This window comes from Micromonospora sp. WMMD708 (assembly GCF_049315245.1).
In the GTDB taxonomy this organism is placed as follows: Bacteria; Actinomycetota; Actinomycetes; order Mycobacteriales; family Micromonosporaceae; genus Micromonospora; species Micromonospora wenchangensis.
The window spans coordinates 1,420,881-1,433,887 of the sequence record NZ_CP186060.1 but is presented as its reverse complement, the minus strand read 5'-3'; the positions used below and the strand labels follow the sequence as shown (position 1 = coordinate 1,433,887).

Annotated in this window: 14 protein-coding genes; 10 read left to right on the top strand and 4 right to left on the bottom strand. The window is 75.2% G+C overall.

Annotated elements, in window-relative coordinates; translation table 11 throughout:
• Positions 1-49: 49 nt before the first annotated feature.
• Positions 50-718 (top strand): hypothetical protein, encoded by a 669-nt coding sequence (locus tag ACN260_RS06590; RefSeq protein WP_422755151.1) that lies wholly within the window; start codon positions 50-52, stop codon positions 716-718.
• Between the two features lie 86 nt (positions 719-804).
• Here ACN260_RS06590 and ACN260_RS06585 read toward each other — a convergent pair whose 3' ends face one another.
• The 3 genes from ACN260_RS06585 to ACN260_RS06575 all read right to left on the bottom strand — a co-directional run bounded on the left by ACN260_RS06585 (position 805) and on the right by ACN260_RS06575 (position 2,807).
• On the bottom strand, positions 805-1,770 hold the full coding sequence (locus ACN260_RS06585) for an NADP-dependent oxidoreductase (RefSeq protein WP_422755150.1): 966 nt from the start codon (positions 1,768-1,770) through the stop codon (positions 805-807).
• 36 nt (positions 1,771-1,806) lie between these two features.
• Positions 1,807-2,163, bottom strand: a complete 357-nt coding sequence (locus ACN260_RS06580) for a hypothetical protein (RefSeq protein WP_422755149.1) — start codon at positions 2,161-2,163, stop codon at positions 1,807-1,809.
• 104 nt (positions 2,164-2,267) lie between these two features.
• Positions 2,268-2,807 carry a hypothetical protein gene (locus ACN260_RS06575; RefSeq protein WP_422755148.1) on the bottom strand — a complete coding sequence of 180 codons (540 nt, stop codon included), beginning with the start codon at positions 2,805-2,807 and terminating at the stop codon, positions 2,268-2,270.
• Between the two features lie 188 nt (positions 2,808-2,995).
• On the opposite strand from ACN260_RS06575, the gene ACN260_RS06570 reads away from it, so the two are divergent.
• The 9 genes from ACN260_RS06570 to ACN260_RS06530 all read left to right on the top strand — a co-directional run bounded on the left by ACN260_RS06570 (position 2,996) and on the right by ACN260_RS06530 (position 11,988).
• Positions 2,996-4,180, top strand: coding sequence for a sensor histidine kinase (locus ACN260_RS06570; RefSeq protein WP_422755147.1), 1,185 nt, complete (start codon positions 2,996-2,998; stop codon positions 4,178-4,180).
• Positions 4,177-4,842 carry a response regulator gene (locus tag ACN260_RS06565; RefSeq protein ID WP_422755146.1) on the top strand — a complete coding sequence of 222 codons (666 nt, stop codon included), beginning with the start codon at positions 4,177-4,179 and terminating at the stop codon, positions 4,840-4,842. Before ACN260_RS06570 ends, ACN260_RS06565 begins: the two co-directional genes overlap by 4 nt.
• Positions 4,843-4,975: 133 nt before the next feature.
• A complete protein-coding gene (locus ACN260_RS06560) occupies positions 4,976-6,055 on the top strand; it encodes a cellulose binding domain-containing protein (protein ID WP_422755145.1) in 1,080 nt (359 codons plus the stop codon).
• Between the two features lie 76 nt (positions 6,056-6,131).
• A complete protein-coding gene (locus ACN260_RS06555) occupies positions 6,132-7,367 on the top strand; it encodes a PucR family transcriptional regulator (protein ID WP_420117395.1) in 1,236 nt (411 codons plus the stop codon).
• Between the two features lie 135 nt (positions 7,368-7,502).
• Positions 7,503-8,672 carry an acyltransferase domain-containing protein gene (locus ACN260_RS06550; protein WP_422755144.1) on the top strand — a complete coding sequence of 390 codons (1,170 nt, stop codon included), beginning with the start codon at positions 7,503-7,505 and terminating at the stop codon, positions 8,670-8,672.
• A complete protein-coding gene (locus tag ACN260_RS06545; RefSeq protein WP_422755143.1) occupies positions 8,669-9,613 on the top strand; it encodes a beta-ketoacyl-ACP synthase III in 945 nt (314 codons plus the stop codon). Before ACN260_RS06550 ends, ACN260_RS06545 begins: the two co-directional genes overlap by 4 nt.
• 76 nt (positions 9,614-9,689) lie before the next feature.
• Positions 9,690-9,929: an acyl carrier protein gene (locus tag ACN260_RS06540; protein WP_067313076.1), complete on the top strand. Its 240-nt coding sequence runs from the start codon at positions 9,690-9,692 to the stop codon at positions 9,927-9,929.
• 1 nt (position 9,930) lies between these two features.
• A complete protein-coding gene (gene fabF / locus ACN260_RS06535) occupies positions 9,931-11,157 on the top strand; it encodes a beta-ketoacyl-ACP synthase II (protein ID WP_204926395.1) in 1,227 nt (408 codons plus the stop codon).
• A 201-nt stretch (positions 11,158-11,358) separates the two neighbouring features.
• Complete coding sequence (locus ACN260_RS06530; RefSeq protein ID WP_422755142.1) at positions 11,359-11,988, top strand: lipoprotein; 630 nt, start codon at positions 11,359-11,361, stop codon at positions 11,986-11,988.
• Between the two features lie 90 nt (positions 11,989-12,078).
• On the opposite strand, the gene ACN260_RS06525 is transcribed toward ACN260_RS06530, so the two are convergent.
• Positions 12,079-12,993 (bottom strand): ROK family protein, encoded by a 915-nt coding sequence (locus ACN260_RS06525; RefSeq protein ID WP_422756635.1) that lies wholly within the window; start codon positions 12,991-12,993, stop codon positions 12,079-12,081.
• Positions 12,994-13,007: the final 14 nt, after the last annotated feature.

Here is a 13,007-nt window from a genome sequence, read left to right as displayed (position 1 = left end):
CGCGTGACCCGCAGCACAGCCATCCATCGAACGGGGCGAGGAGGCGGCGATGGTCGACAGGGTGAGGCGGCTGCTGGCAGCGGTCGCGGTGGGCGTGGCGGCGGCGGTGGTGCTCGGCACCGGGCCGGCGGCGCAGGCGGCCGGGGCGCACCGGGCCGCACCGAAGACGCCACCCGCCGGGGTGGACATCACCGGGGTGGGACTGACCGAACCGCTGCGCCTGCGCAGCGACACCGCCCCGACCCTCGTGGTCGCGGTCATCGACCAGGTCAGTTGGTTCGGCCGCACCGGTCAGGCCAAGGGCCCCAAGGCCGCCGACCTCGGTCCGAAGTACACCATCGTGGTCCTCGCCGGGGACGCCCCCACGCAGACGTTCGACCTCTACCCGTTGGCCAAGGGCGGCCCCCGGGCCTTCCGGCCGGCCAAGCAGCCCGACGCGCGCAAGACCACGGCTGGCTGGTTCCTCGGCCGGCTCACCATGTCCGAGACGCTGCGCGCCGCCGGGGTGCCGCTGGAGCGGCAACTCGACACGGTCAGCGGCGGCGTGGGTGGCGGCGAGGAGCGGGCCCTCGCCGACGACGCCCTCAACCCGGGTCGGGACATCGACGACGCGCTCGCCGAACTCCAGCGGTTGCTGCTGCTCAACGTGGGCGTGATGTTGGTGATCACGCTCGGCCTGGCGGGCATCGCCCTGCTGGTCCGCCGCCGCACCCGCTGACCACTGGCCGGCCACCGGCACCGGCCTCCGCCCCGCCGGTCCGGCCCGGGGCACCGCGCCCCGGTGCCGGGCCGACCGGCACCCGGTCAGACCGGTGCCCGGTCGGCCGCCGTACCCGCCGCCGACCACACCGCCAGCACCACCTTGCCCCGGACGTGCCCGGCCTCGACCAGCCGGTGCGCGTCCGCGGCCTGGGCCAGCGGGAGCACCCGCTCGATGTGGACGGTGAGCCGGCCCGCGTCGACCAGCGCGGCCAGCAGCCCCAGGTCCGCCGTGGACGGCTGCACGAACAGGTAGCTGCCGCCGAGCCGGGTGACGTGCTCCGGATCGGCGACGGAGACCAACCGGGACGGCCGGGACAGCAGCGCCGCCGAGACGTCCAGCGCCGCCCCGCCGAACAGGTCGAGCACCACGTCCACCCCGTCGGGCGCGAGCACACGGAGCCGGTCGGCCAGGCCGTCGCCGTGGGCGACCGGTTCGGCACCCAACGACCGGACGAAGTCGTGGTTGGCCGGTCCCGCCGTACCGATCACCCGGGTCGCCCCCAGCGCCCGCGCCACCTGCACCGCCAGGTGCCCCACCCCGCCCGACGCCCCGTGCACCAGCACGGTGTCGCCCGCGCCGGTGCCGGCCCGCCGCAACGCCTGGTAGGCGGTCAACCCGGCCAGCGGCAGGCCGGCCGCCTCGACCCAGGACGCCCGGGACGGCCGGATCGCCAGGCAGCGTTGCGGGGCGGGGACGAGTTCGGCGTAGCTGCCGTACTGGAGGTGGTCGCGGCGGACGTACCCGATCACCTCGTCACCGACGGCGAAGCCGGTCACCGCCGGTCCGGCCGCCACCACCACCCCGGCCGCGTCCCAACCGGGCACCAGGGGGAAGTGCGCGGGGATCGCGTCGGCCAGCAGCCCTTCGCGGATCTTCGCGTCGACCGGGTTCACCCCGGCGGCGCGGACCCGCACCAGCACCGTGTCCGGCCCCACCGGGGGGTCGGGCAGTTCCCGCAGGGTCAGCCGGTCGGCCGTACCCCACCCGTCGATCGCGATCGCCTGCACCCGACCCACGCTAACGGCCGGCGGGCCGTCAGGTGATCAGCACCACCGGTGTGGCGGGCGTTGGACACGCTGCCGACGCCGTCCGGGGCGGACCGGGCCGTGCCGGTGGGCGCCCGCCCAGCCGGCCAGGTCGCTGCGGCAGGCCCGGGTCGGCGGGTCCGGCTGGCCGGTCGGGCCGGGTTCCACCGCCGCCGGTCGGGAGGCCGCGCCGTCGACTGCCTCGACGCCGCGTTGGCGGGGCAGCGCCAGCTCGTCGTCGGCCCGTTCGGCCGCCCGACAGACCTGCTCCGTCGCCAGCCGGCGGTGCGGTCGGGCCGCCCCGGGCTGGTCGTGGTGGCCCGGCCGGCAGGGCTCGCCCTGGGCGCAGCCGTGGTCGGCCTCCCCGTGCGCCATCCCGGTCTCCTCACACTCGCGTCCCCCGCCGGGACGACACCCCGGCGCGGCAGTGCCACCGTACTGGCCGGCACCGACGCGCCGTGCAGCGCGTACCCCCGGGGTCAGGACCTCGGTCGACGCGGGAAGATCGTCTCCCAGACCGGGAACGCGACCAGCCAGATCAGCAGTCCGACGGTGAGGTTGCGGATCCAGTTCGCCAACTCCCGGGTGCGCTCGGCGTCACCGACCACGACGATCGCGGCGGCCAGCAGGGCGCAGGCGACCGCCCAGCCGAGCAGTGCCTTACCCCACTCCCGCCACTCGTGGCGGGCCCGCGCCCAGCCGTACCGGGGTGGTTTCACCGGCGGCGGGCCGCCCGCGAAACGGTGCGCGAAGCGCTGGTCGGCCCAGCGGATCATGGAGTGCCCGAACGCCACCGAGAACCCGAGGTAGACGGCGGCCAGCCCGTGGGTGGCGTCCGCGGTGGCGCCCCGGCGCAGGTCCATCGCCGCCGCGCCCAGCAGCACCAGGTCGACCAGGGGTACGCAGACCAGCAGCGCCGCCCCCAGCCGGGGCCGGCGCAGCGGGTACCGGGCGACCAGCCCGGCCACGAGCAGCACCCAGAATCCGATCTCGCATCCGACGATGACCGCCAGCAGCATGTCCACCTCCCCGTTCCGGTCCAGCGTGCCGGGGTGGGCCGGGGGTCACCTCACCGGCGGGGACGAGTTCCGGGTCCCTCCTTCGGCGGAGCCGCGGCGTCGCGTACCCCCTTCGGCGGACGGCCGACCGGGCGGCCTCCTCCGCAGGTGGGAGGGGCACCGGCCCGGGGTGTGGTGGGATCGGGACCATGCGGATGCCGGGCTGGGTCGGCTCCGGCCGGCCGGGACGTGACCTGGTCCTGGCCGGAGTGTCCCTGGTCGGCGGCCTGGCGGCCTACGGCGTCGGCCTGCAACCCCAGTTCGACTGGGCGCCGGACGTGCCGCGGGTGTCCTTCCTGGTGCCGCTGCTGGCGGTGAGCGTGGCGGTCGGGCTGCGCCGGGTGGCCACCCGCACCGGCCTGGCGGTGGGCACGGTGGCGGTGCTCGCCGACGCCGCGCTCGGCGTGTCGGTGGGCAGCACGGTGAGCTACACCCAGGTGTTGTACGACACCTGCGTGTACGGCCCGCCCCGGTGGTGGCGCTGGCTGCTGCGGGTCACGGTCGGGCTCAGCGTCGGTGGCACGGTGGTGGGCCTGCTCTGCTGGGGCTGGCGGGGCGCCGCCGTAGGGATGCCGTTCGCGCTGCTCGGGGTGCTGCCGGTGGTCACCGGGATCAGCGTGCGGCAGTACCGGGACCAGGCGGCGACCGAACGGGCCCGCGCCGAGCAGACCGCCCGGCTGGTCGAGCTGGACCGGCGGCAGGCGGTGCTGGCCGAGCGGGCCCGGATGGCCCGGGAGCTGCACGACGTGGTGGCCAACCAGCTCAGCGCGGTGGCCCTGCACGCCACCGCCCTGCTCGCCGCCCCCGCGCTGGACCGGCCCCGCGTCGACGCGGCACTTCGGGTGATCCGGGAGAGCAGCGTGCAGGGCATGGCCGAGATGCGGCAGCTCGTCGGGCTGCTGCGGGAGCCGTCCGTGGATCCGGTGCAGGAGGCCACCCGGGTCCGGCTGGACGAGCTGGACCGGCTGCTGGCCCGGATGGCCGGCGCCGGCCTGCGGGTCCGCACGACGGTCCGGGGGTCGCCCCGGGAGCTGCCGGTGGGGGTCGACCTGGCGGCGTACCGGATCGTGCAGGAGTCGTTGACCAACGCGTTGCGCCACGGCACGGGCACGGCGGAGCTGACCGTGGCGTACCTGCCGACGGAGGTGGCGGTGACGGTGGAGAATCCGGTCCGCTCCGGCGGTCCGGCCGACGGCGCGGCGCTGCCGGCCGGGGGTGCGGGCCTGATCGGGATGCGGGAGCGGGTGGCCCTGCTCGACGGCGGGTTCACCGCCGGCCCCGGGGACGGCTGCTGGCGGGTGCGGGCGACGCTGCCGACCGGGGAGCGGACGTGACCGCCCCGGTCCGGGTCGTGCTGGCCGACGACCAGGCGGCGGTCCGGGCCGGTCTGGTGCTGATCCTGGCCGGTGCGCCGGAGATCGAGGTGGTGGGCGAGGCTGCCGACGGGGAGACGGCGGTACGGCTGTGCCGGGAGCTGCGGCCCGACGTGGCGGTGCTGGACATCCGGATGCCCCGGCTGGACGGGGTGTCGGCGACCCGGGAGATCGTCGCCGCCGGCACCGCCGACGTGCTGGTGCTGACCACCTTCGACCTCGACGAGTACGTGTTCGGCGCGCTGCGTGCCGGGGCGGCCGGTTTCCTGCTCAAGGACACCGACGCGGCCGGTCTGGTGGCGGCGGTGCGGACGGTGGCCCGGGGCGAGGGGGTGATCGCCCCGACGTTGACCCGGCGGCTGATCGCGGCGTTCGCGGCGACCGCGCCGGGCGTCGACGCGGCGGACCGCGCCGCCGTGGCCGCGCTGACCCCCCGGGAGCGTGACGTGCTGGCCTGCCTGGGGGTGGGCCTGTCCAACCGGGAGATCGCCGACCGGCTGGCGGTGGCGGAGAGCACCGCGAAGACCCACGTGAGCCGGGTGCTGGCGAAGTTGGCGCTGCGCAGCCGGGTGCAGGCGGCGATCCTGGCACAGGAGTTGGCGCTGCCCACGCCACCACCGTGAAATAGATTTATGTCTATATTGACCGCGACTGCTGCGCGGTCGTAGGGTGCAGGCGGAACCATGGGCTTTCAGGCCGGCGGCCGGCCCGACGCCGCCCCCGACCGGAGCTCCGACGGGGATCGGAGGAATCGTCATGATCGCGTCCAGGCGGTCCGTCCTGACGGCCGGCGGCATCCTCGCCGCCACCACCGTCGCCGCCCTCGGCATGACCACGGTCGCCGGTGGCGCACCCGCCACCGCCACCCCGGCCGGTGGGTGCACCGCCACGGTCCGGGTCGACTCCCGCTGGGGCAGCGGCGCGAGCGGCGGCCAGATCGTCACCTTCACCGTCGCAAACACCGCGTCGGCGACCGCCACCCGGTGGACGGTCACCTGGCCGCTCACCGACGGCCAACGGATCGTGTCGTCCTGGAACGCCTCGGTCGGCGCGGCGGGTGGCACCGTGACCGCGACCAACGCGCCGTACAACGGGGTGCTGACGCCGGGCGGGTCGACCACCTTCGGCGTCCAGCTCGCCGGCCCCACCACCGCACCCACGCCGAGCTGCACCAACGACGCCGCCCCGCCGACCACCGCCAGCCCGCCGACCGGGGCCGACGTCACCGTCCGCGAGGCCGACAACCAGCGCACCGTGACCCTGTACGTCGGACAGACGCTGGGCGTGACCCTGGCGGCCGACTACCTGCCGGTCACCACCACCGGCAACGCGCTGACCCCCGTGTCGACAAGCGGCGGCTACCCGACCGGGCAACCGCTCGTGGCGACGCTGCGGGCCGTGGCCCCGGGCACCGCCGAGCTGACCACCCGTACCGACCACGCCTGCCAGCACGCCACCCCGCCGTGCGCCCTGCCGACCGTGCTGTGGAGGGTGCAGGTCGCGGTCATCGAGCTGCCGCCGACCGACGGCGGGCAGACCGTCGTCGTCTCCGCGCCCGACAACCAGCGTGACCTCACGCTGCGCGTGGGTGACACGCTCGTGGTAAGCCTGGCCAGCAACTACGTGCCCCCGACGCTCTCCCCCGCCGGGGTCGTGGTGCCGGCCGAGGTGACCGGCGGCTACCCGAGCGGCCAGCCGCTCGTCGCCCGGTACGTGGCGACCGCACCCGGCCGGGTCGACGTCTCCACCATCACCGACAACCTCTGCCGGCACGCGCCGACCCCCTGCCCGTCCCCCCAGGTGCGCTGGGTGGTGCACGTCACCGTCACCAACTGACCGGCACACCCGCCGACCTGCCCCCGGCACCCGACGGCCTGCCCCTGGCGGGCCGTCGGGTGCCGGCGTCGAGCCCCTGCTCAGGGCATGTCACGCTGGAGCGGTGAGCGAACCGGACGGGAGGGAACTGACGGCCACCCTGCGCCGGATCGAACGGGCGGCGGGAGCGCTGGCCACGGCCAGCGTGGTCCGGATGGACGAGAGCCTGCCCTGGTTCCGTGAGCTGCCGGCCGAGCAGCGCTCCTGGGTGATGCTGGTGGCGCAGGCCGGGGCCCGGTCGCTGGTCGAGTGGCTGGGTTCGGGCGGTGGCACCACCGACAGCACCCAGGAGGTGTCCGACGAGGTCTTCGCCACCGCGCCGCTGGCCCTGGCCCGGTCGATCAGCCTCCAGCAGACGGTGGCGCTGATCAAGGTGACCATCGACGTGGTCGAGGAGCAGGTGTCGCACCTGGCCGCACCCGGTGAGGAGCAGCAACTCCGCGAGGCGGTGCTGCGGTTCTCCCGCGAGATCGCCTTCGCCGCCGCCCGGGTGTACGCCCGCGCCGCCGAGTCCCGGGGTTCCTGGGACGCCCGGTTGCAGGCGCTGCTGGTCGACGCCCTGCTACGCGGGGACTCCCCCGACGTGCTGGCCAGCCGGGCCGCCGCGCTGGGCTGGGCGGACGCCCCACCGGTGGCGGTGGCGGTGGGCCGCTCCCCCGGCGGCGAGGTGTCCGCCGTGTTGCACACCGTCTACCGGTACGCCCGCCGGATCGGGGTGGAGGTGATCGGGGGCGTGCACGGCGACCGGCTGGTCATCGTGCTCGGCGGCGCGGCCGACCCGATGGCCGCCACCGAGAAGCTGCTCCCCGGGTTCGGCGACGGTCCGGTGGTGGTCGGTCCCGCCGTACCCAGTCTGGACGAGGCGACGGACTCGGCGCGGGCGGCGCTGGCCGGCTACCGGGCGGCGCCGGCCTGGCCGACCGCGCCCCGGCCGGTGCCGGCGGCCGACCTGCTGCCCGAGCGGGCCCTCGCCGGTGACGCCGAGGCCCGCCGCCGGCTGCGCCACGACGTGTACGCCGCCCTGGTCCGCGCGGGCGGGGAGCTGCTGGAGACGTTGGACGCCTTCTTCGCCGCCGGCGGGACGCTGGAGAGTGCCGCCCGCGCCCTGTTCGTCCACCCCAACACGGTGCGTTACCGACTGCGTCGGATCGCCGAGGTGACCGGTTTCTCCCCACTGACCCCCCGTGACGCGTTCGCGCTCCAGGTCGCGCTGACGGTCGGCCGGCTGGACCCGATCGTCCCGGCGGGTGCGCCCGGTCCGAGCCAGAAATGACACCGGGTGACCGGTGAGCAGGGCCGCTAGGCGACGATCATCGCCGATGTTTGTAGGAACCCTCCAAGAGTTCTAGTGCGGTTTGGTGTCAGCCCGCACAGCGCTTACCCCGGGGTATCGGGAAGAGTCATAGGCGTGCTCGCCGTCCTCTCTCCAGGCCAGGGTTCCCAGAAGCCCGGCTTCCTGACACCCTGGCTCGCCCTGCCCGGCGTCGAGTCACGGCTGCGCTGGTGGTCCGTGCCCGCCGGGGTCGACCTGGTCCGGCTCGGCACCGAGGCCGACGCCGACGAGATCAGGGACACGGCCCGCACCCAGCCCCTGCTGGTGGCCTCGGCCCTGATCGCGGCCGAGCAGCTCCCCCTGCACGACGTGAACCTGGTCGCCGGGCACAGCGTCGGCGAGCTGGCCGCCGCCGCGCTGGCCGGGGTGTTCTCCGCCGAGACCGCGATCACCTTCGCCGGGCTACGCGGCCGGGAGATGGCCGCCGCCTGCGCCCTCACCCCCACCGGGATGGCCGCCGTGCTCGGCGGCGACCCGGACGAGGTGCTCGCCGCGCTGGAGGCCAACGGACTGCACCCGGCCAACCGCAACGGCGGCGGTCAGGTGGTCGCCGCCGGCACGCTCGACGCCCTGGACGCCCTGGCCGCCGCGCCGCCGGCCAGGGCGCGGATCGTCCGGCTCCAGGTCGCCGGGGCGTTCCACACCCCGTACATGGGCCCCGCCGAGCAGGCGCTGGCCGCCGTCGCCGCCGGGATCACCCCGGCCGCCCCGGCCCGGATCCTGCTCTCCGACCTCGACGGCGCCGCGGTGGCACACGGCCGGGAGCTGGTGCACCGGCTGGTCCGGCAGGTCACCGCCCCGGTGCGCTGGGACCTGTGCATGCGGACGCTCGTCGAGCTGGGGGTCACCGGCGTGCTCGAACTCCCCCCGGCCGGCACCCTCGCCGGGCTGGTCAAGCGGGAACTCAAGGCCACCGGCGTGCCGGAGATCGTCACCCTGAACACCCCCACCGACCTGCCCGCCGCCCGCGACCTCATCGCCCGGCACAGCGGCCCGCCCGGTCACCGCCCGACCCCCCGCGCCCGGGTGGTCGTCGCCCCCGCCGTCGGCACCTTCGCCCCCGCCGAGGGCCTCGTCGAGGGCGCCGAACTGAGCGCCGGCCAGGTGCTCGGCGAGGTGACCACCCGACAGGGGACGGTCGAGGTCACCGCCCACGACAGCGGCCCGCTCACCGAGTGGCTCGCCCACCCCGCCGACCCGGTCGCGCCGGGCCGACCCATCGCCCGCATCGGAGGCCAGGCATGAGCGGCAGTCGGATCGTCGCCCTCGGGCACTACCAACCCTCCCGGGTGGTGACCAACAACGACATCGCCCAGTTCGTCGACACCAACGACGAGTGGATCAGGGACCGGGTCGGCATCGCCAGCCGGCGCATCGCCGACGGCGAGTCGGTCGCCGACATGGCCACCGCCGCCGCCGACAAGGCGCTGGCCAACTCCGGCCTCACCGCCGCCGACATCGACCTGGTCGTCGTGGCCACCTGCACCTCGATCGACCGCAGCCCGAACGTGGCCTGCCGGGTCGCCGCCAAGCTGGGCATCACCGCCCCGGGCGCGTTCGACCTGAACACCGCCTGCTCCGGCTTCGCGTACGCGCTGGGCACCGTCGACCATGCCATCCGGGCCGGCGCGTCCCGCAACGCGCTGGTCATCGGCGCCGAAAAGCTCTCCGACTTCACCGACTGGACCGACCGTTCGACCTGCATCATCTTCGCCGACGGCGCGGGCGCGGCGGTGGTCACCGCCACCACCGGCGACGAGCCGACCGGGATCGGCCCGGTGGTGTGGGGCTCCGCGCCGGACAAGAGCGACGCGGTACGCATCGAGGGCTGGCGGCCGTACATCGCGCAGGAGGGGCAGTCGGTGTTCCGCTGGGCCACCACCGCGCTGGCCCCGCTGGCGCTGCAGGCGTGCGAGAAGGCCGGTGTCGACCCGTCCGAGCTGGCCGCGTTCGTGCCGCACCAGGCCAACTCGCGGATCATCGACGGCATCGCCAAGCGGCTGAACATCCCGCAGGCGATCATCGCCAAGGACATCGTCGAATCCGGCAACACCTCGGCGGCGAGCGTGCCGCTGGCCCTGTCCAAGCTGGTCGAGCGCCGGGAGGTGCCCTCGGGCGCGCCGGTGCTGCTGTTCGGCTTCGGCGGCGGGCTGACCTACGCCGGTCAGGTCGTCCGCTGTCCCTGAAGACCCGACGCGGTCGGCGACCGCGGCGCGCCGCCATCCGGCGGAGAACCAACCCCGATGAGAGGAACCCACCGTAATGACCCGTGACGAGATCACCTCCGGCCTCGCCGAGATCCTCGAAGAGGTTGCCGGGGTGAACCCGGACGACGTGGCCGAGGGGAAGTCCTTCACCGACGACCTCGACGTCGACTCGCTCTCCATGGTGGAGGTCGTGGTCGCCGCCGAGGAGAAGTTCGGCGTCAAGATCCCGGACAACGAGGTGCAGAACCTGAAGACCGTCGGGGACGCTGTCAGCTTCATCGAGGCGCAGTCCTGAGATGAGTCACGTCGACGTCGTCGTCACCGGGCTCGGCGCGACCACCCCGCTGGGCGGGGACGTCGCGTCGACCTGGGACGCCATGCTCGCCGGCCACTCCGGGGTGGGTCCGCTCACCCAGGAGTGGGCCGGCCAGCTCCCGGTCCGGATCGCCGCCCAGCTCGCGGTCGAACCGAGCGAGGTGCTGGACCGGGTCAAGCTACGCCGGCTGGACCGTTCCGAGGCGATCGCGCTGATCGCGGCCCAGCAGGCCTGGGCGGACTCGGGGCTCGCCGACTCCGGGCTGGACCCGGAGCGGCTGGGTGCCAGCGTCGGCTCCGGCATCGGCGGCGCCCTGACCCTGCTCGCGCAGGACGACATCCTGGAGGCGTCCGGCCCGCGCCGGGTCTCCCCGCACACCATCCCGATGCTGATGCCCAACGGTCCCGCCGCCTGGGTGGGGCTGGAGCTGGGCGCGCAGGCCGGGGTGCACTCGGTGGCGAGCGCCTGTGCCACCGGCGCGGAGGCGATCGCACTCGGCCTGGACATGATCCGGTCCGGGCGGGCCGACGTGGTGGTGGCCGGCGGCACCGAGGCGGTCATCCACCCGCTGCCGATCGCCGGGTTCAGCTCCATGCGGGCCATGTCGACCCGCAACGACGAGCCGGAGCAGGCCTCCCGCCCGTGGGACAAGGGCCGCGACGGCTTCGTCCTCGGCGAGGGCGCCGGCATCCTGGTGCTGGAGCGGGCCGACCACGCCGCCGCCCGGGGTGCGCACGTCTACGCCCGGCTCGCCGGCGCCGGCATCACCTCCGACGGGTACGACATCGTGCAGCCGCACCCCGAGGGGGCCGGTGCGATCCGGGCCATCGCCAAGGCGATCGCCGACGCCGACGTGGCCAAGGCCGACATCGTGCACGTCAACGCGCACGCCACCTCGACCCCGGTGGGTGACCTCGCCGAGATCAAGGCGCTGCACCGGGCGCTCGGCGACCACCCGGTGCTGACCGCCACCAAGTCGATGACCGGGCACCTGCTCGGCGCGGCCGGCGCGTTGGAGTCGATCGCCACCATCCTGACCATCCGCGACGGCGTCATCCCGCCGACGATCAACCTGGACGACCCGGACGACGGTCTCGACATGGACGTGGCCGCGAACAAGGTCCGCCACCTGGACGTGCCCGCCGCGCTGAACAACTCGTTCGGCTTCGGCGGTCACAACGTCGCCCTGGTCTTCACCCGCCCCTGACGGCACCAGCAGCCTGACGGCCCGGCCCCCTCGGGGTGCCGGGCCGTCGGCGTCCAGCATGGTCGGACTGCGAGCAGCGGGCGGAACCGCAGAGATCATGGGCTTGGTCGCCGCAAACGGTCAGCAGGGCCGGCCACCCGTCGGCTAGCATCCGTCGGCCGCCGCAACCGACGGCGGGAACTCCAACGGGGAAACGGACCGATGATCCGACGTACGACCGCACTGGCCGCGCTCACCCTCACCCTCACCGCCGGCTGCGCCGGTGACACCACGGAGCGGGCGACGACGCCCGCGCCGTCGACCAGCCCCACCGCCTCGCCGGTCGCCGCCGGCCCACCGTGGTACGACGACGTCGCCCCGGCCGCCGCCGCCACCACGGTCGGCCCGAAGGGCAGCGCCTGCACGCTGTCGATGACCTTCTCGGTGCCGGCGAAGTGGAAGGCCAAGGCGGTGAAGGGTGGGGCCGATTTCACCCTCGGCCCGGCCGTGCCGCTGTGCGAGATCGACGCGAAGCCCGCCGGGCACATCGGTTTCCTGCGGGTCTGGCAGATCACCGGGGCCACGCCGCTGAACCCGCAGGACACGGTGGACAAGTATCTCGCCGCGTTCGGCGACGGCGCGAAGGAGCAGCAGTACCGGCGGACCAAGGCCGGCCCGCTGGACGCCTTCGAGGCCACCTGGACCGAGGACGGCGAGCGTAACCGGGCGATCCTGGTGTCCACCCTGTACGGCAAATTGATGATCACCCTGGACGGGCTGGACACCGAGGAGTTCGAGGCGATGCTGCCGGCGTACCAACTGGCGAAGTCGAGCGCCAACCTGCCGGAGTGACGCACCGGGTGTCCGGCCCGCCCCCTTCGCGGGCCGGGCACCCGGTCCGACCGGTCCGCCCCTCACGGCCCGGACGCACGGATCGTCAGGTCAGCGGGGTGCCGGCACCGCTTCCCGGGCGAGGGTGACCGCGCCCAGCAGCGCCGCGTCGTCGGCGAACCGGGACAGCACCACGTCGGGACGGTGCGGGAGCACCTCGGCCAGCCGGTCGACCAGCAGTCCCCGGATCAGCGCGCTGCCGGCCACCCCGCCCACCAGCACCACCCGCTGCGGATCGAGCAGCAGGCAGCAGGTGACCAGGTGCCGGGCCAGCTCGTCGACCCGGGCGGTGAGCGCGTCGCGGGCCGCACCGGGCAGCTCGGCGGCGGCGGACAGCCCGGCCGCGTGCCCGGCCACCCCCAGCTCGTCAGCCAACCGGTCCAGCGCCCGGCCGGAGAAGTCCAGTTCCAGCATGGTGCCGGGCCACGGGCCGCCGGCCACCGCGTACCCGATCTCGCCGGCCGCGCCCCGGTGCCCGGCGAGGACCCGGCCGCCGACGGTGACCGCCGCCGCCACGCCGGTGCCGATCCCCACCACCAGGCCGGGGTCGGCGTCGCGCAGCGCACCGAGCCGCAGCTCCGCCAGGGCGGCGGCGTTCAGGTCGTTGTCCACCGCCACCCGGGTCACCCCGAGGGCCTCGGAGACGGCGTCGGCCAGCCGCAACCGTTCCCAGCCGGGCACGTTCGGGGCCAGGTCGATGCCGTCGGGGCGGACCACCCCGGGCGAGGCCACCCCGGCCGCCACCAGCGGCCCGCCGACCTCGGCGACCAGCGCGGCCGCCAGCTCCAGCGCCCGGTCCAGCGCCTGCGGGGCCCCCCGCTCGGCGTGCGTGGCGATCCGCCGGTGGGCCAGCAACCGGCCGGTGCCGTCGGCCACCCCGACGGCCATCTTCGTTCCGCCGAAGTCGATGCCCAGAAGCAGTTCGTCGGTGCGGGTGCCGGCGGCGGCCCGGCCGGCCAGTCGCATGCTCACCTGGTCCA

What these genes read in the sequence shown, in the direction of transcription:
- ACN260_RS06590 (WP_422755151.1), top strand. Translation starts at nt 50, where the DNA reads ATGGTCGACAGGGTGAGGCGGCTGCTGGCAGCGGTCGCGGTGGGCGTG.
- ACN260_RS06580 (WP_422755149.1), bottom strand. Translation starts at nt 2,163, where the DNA reads ATGGCGCACGGGGAGGCCGACCACGGCTGCGCCCAGGGCGAGCCCTGC.
- ACN260_RS06575 (WP_422755148.1), bottom strand. Translation starts at nt 2,807, where the DNA reads ATGCTGCTGGCGGTCATCGTCGGATGCGAGATCGGATTCTGGGTGCTG.
- ACN260_RS06570 (WP_422755147.1), top strand. Translation starts at nt 2,996, where the DNA reads ATGCGGATGCCGGGCTGGGTCGGCTCCGGCCGGCCGGGACGTGACCTG.
- ACN260_RS06560 (WP_422755145.1), top strand. Translation starts at nt 4,976, where the DNA reads ATGATCGCGTCCAGGCGGTCCGTCCTGACGGCCGGCGGCATCCTCGCC.
- ACN260_RS06545 (WP_422755143.1), top strand. Translation starts at nt 8,669, where the DNA reads ATGAGCGGCAGTCGGATCGTCGCCCTCGGGCACTACCAACCCTCCCGG.
- ACN260_RS06540 (WP_067313076.1), top strand. Translation starts at nt 9,690, where the DNA reads ATGACCCGTGACGAGATCACCTCCGGCCTCGCCGAGATCCTCGAAGAG.
- fabF (WP_204926395.1), top strand. Translation starts at nt 9,931, where the DNA reads ATGAGTCACGTCGACGTCGTCGTCACCGGGCTCGGCGCGACCACCCCG.
- ACN260_RS06530 (WP_422755142.1), top strand. Translation starts at nt 11,359, where the DNA reads ATGATCCGACGTACGACCGCACTGGCCGCGCTCACCCTCACCCTCACC.
- ACN260_RS06525 (WP_422756635.1), bottom strand. Translation starts at nt 12,993, where the DNA reads ATGCGACTGGCCGGCCGGGCCGCCGCCGGCACCCGCACCGACGAACTG.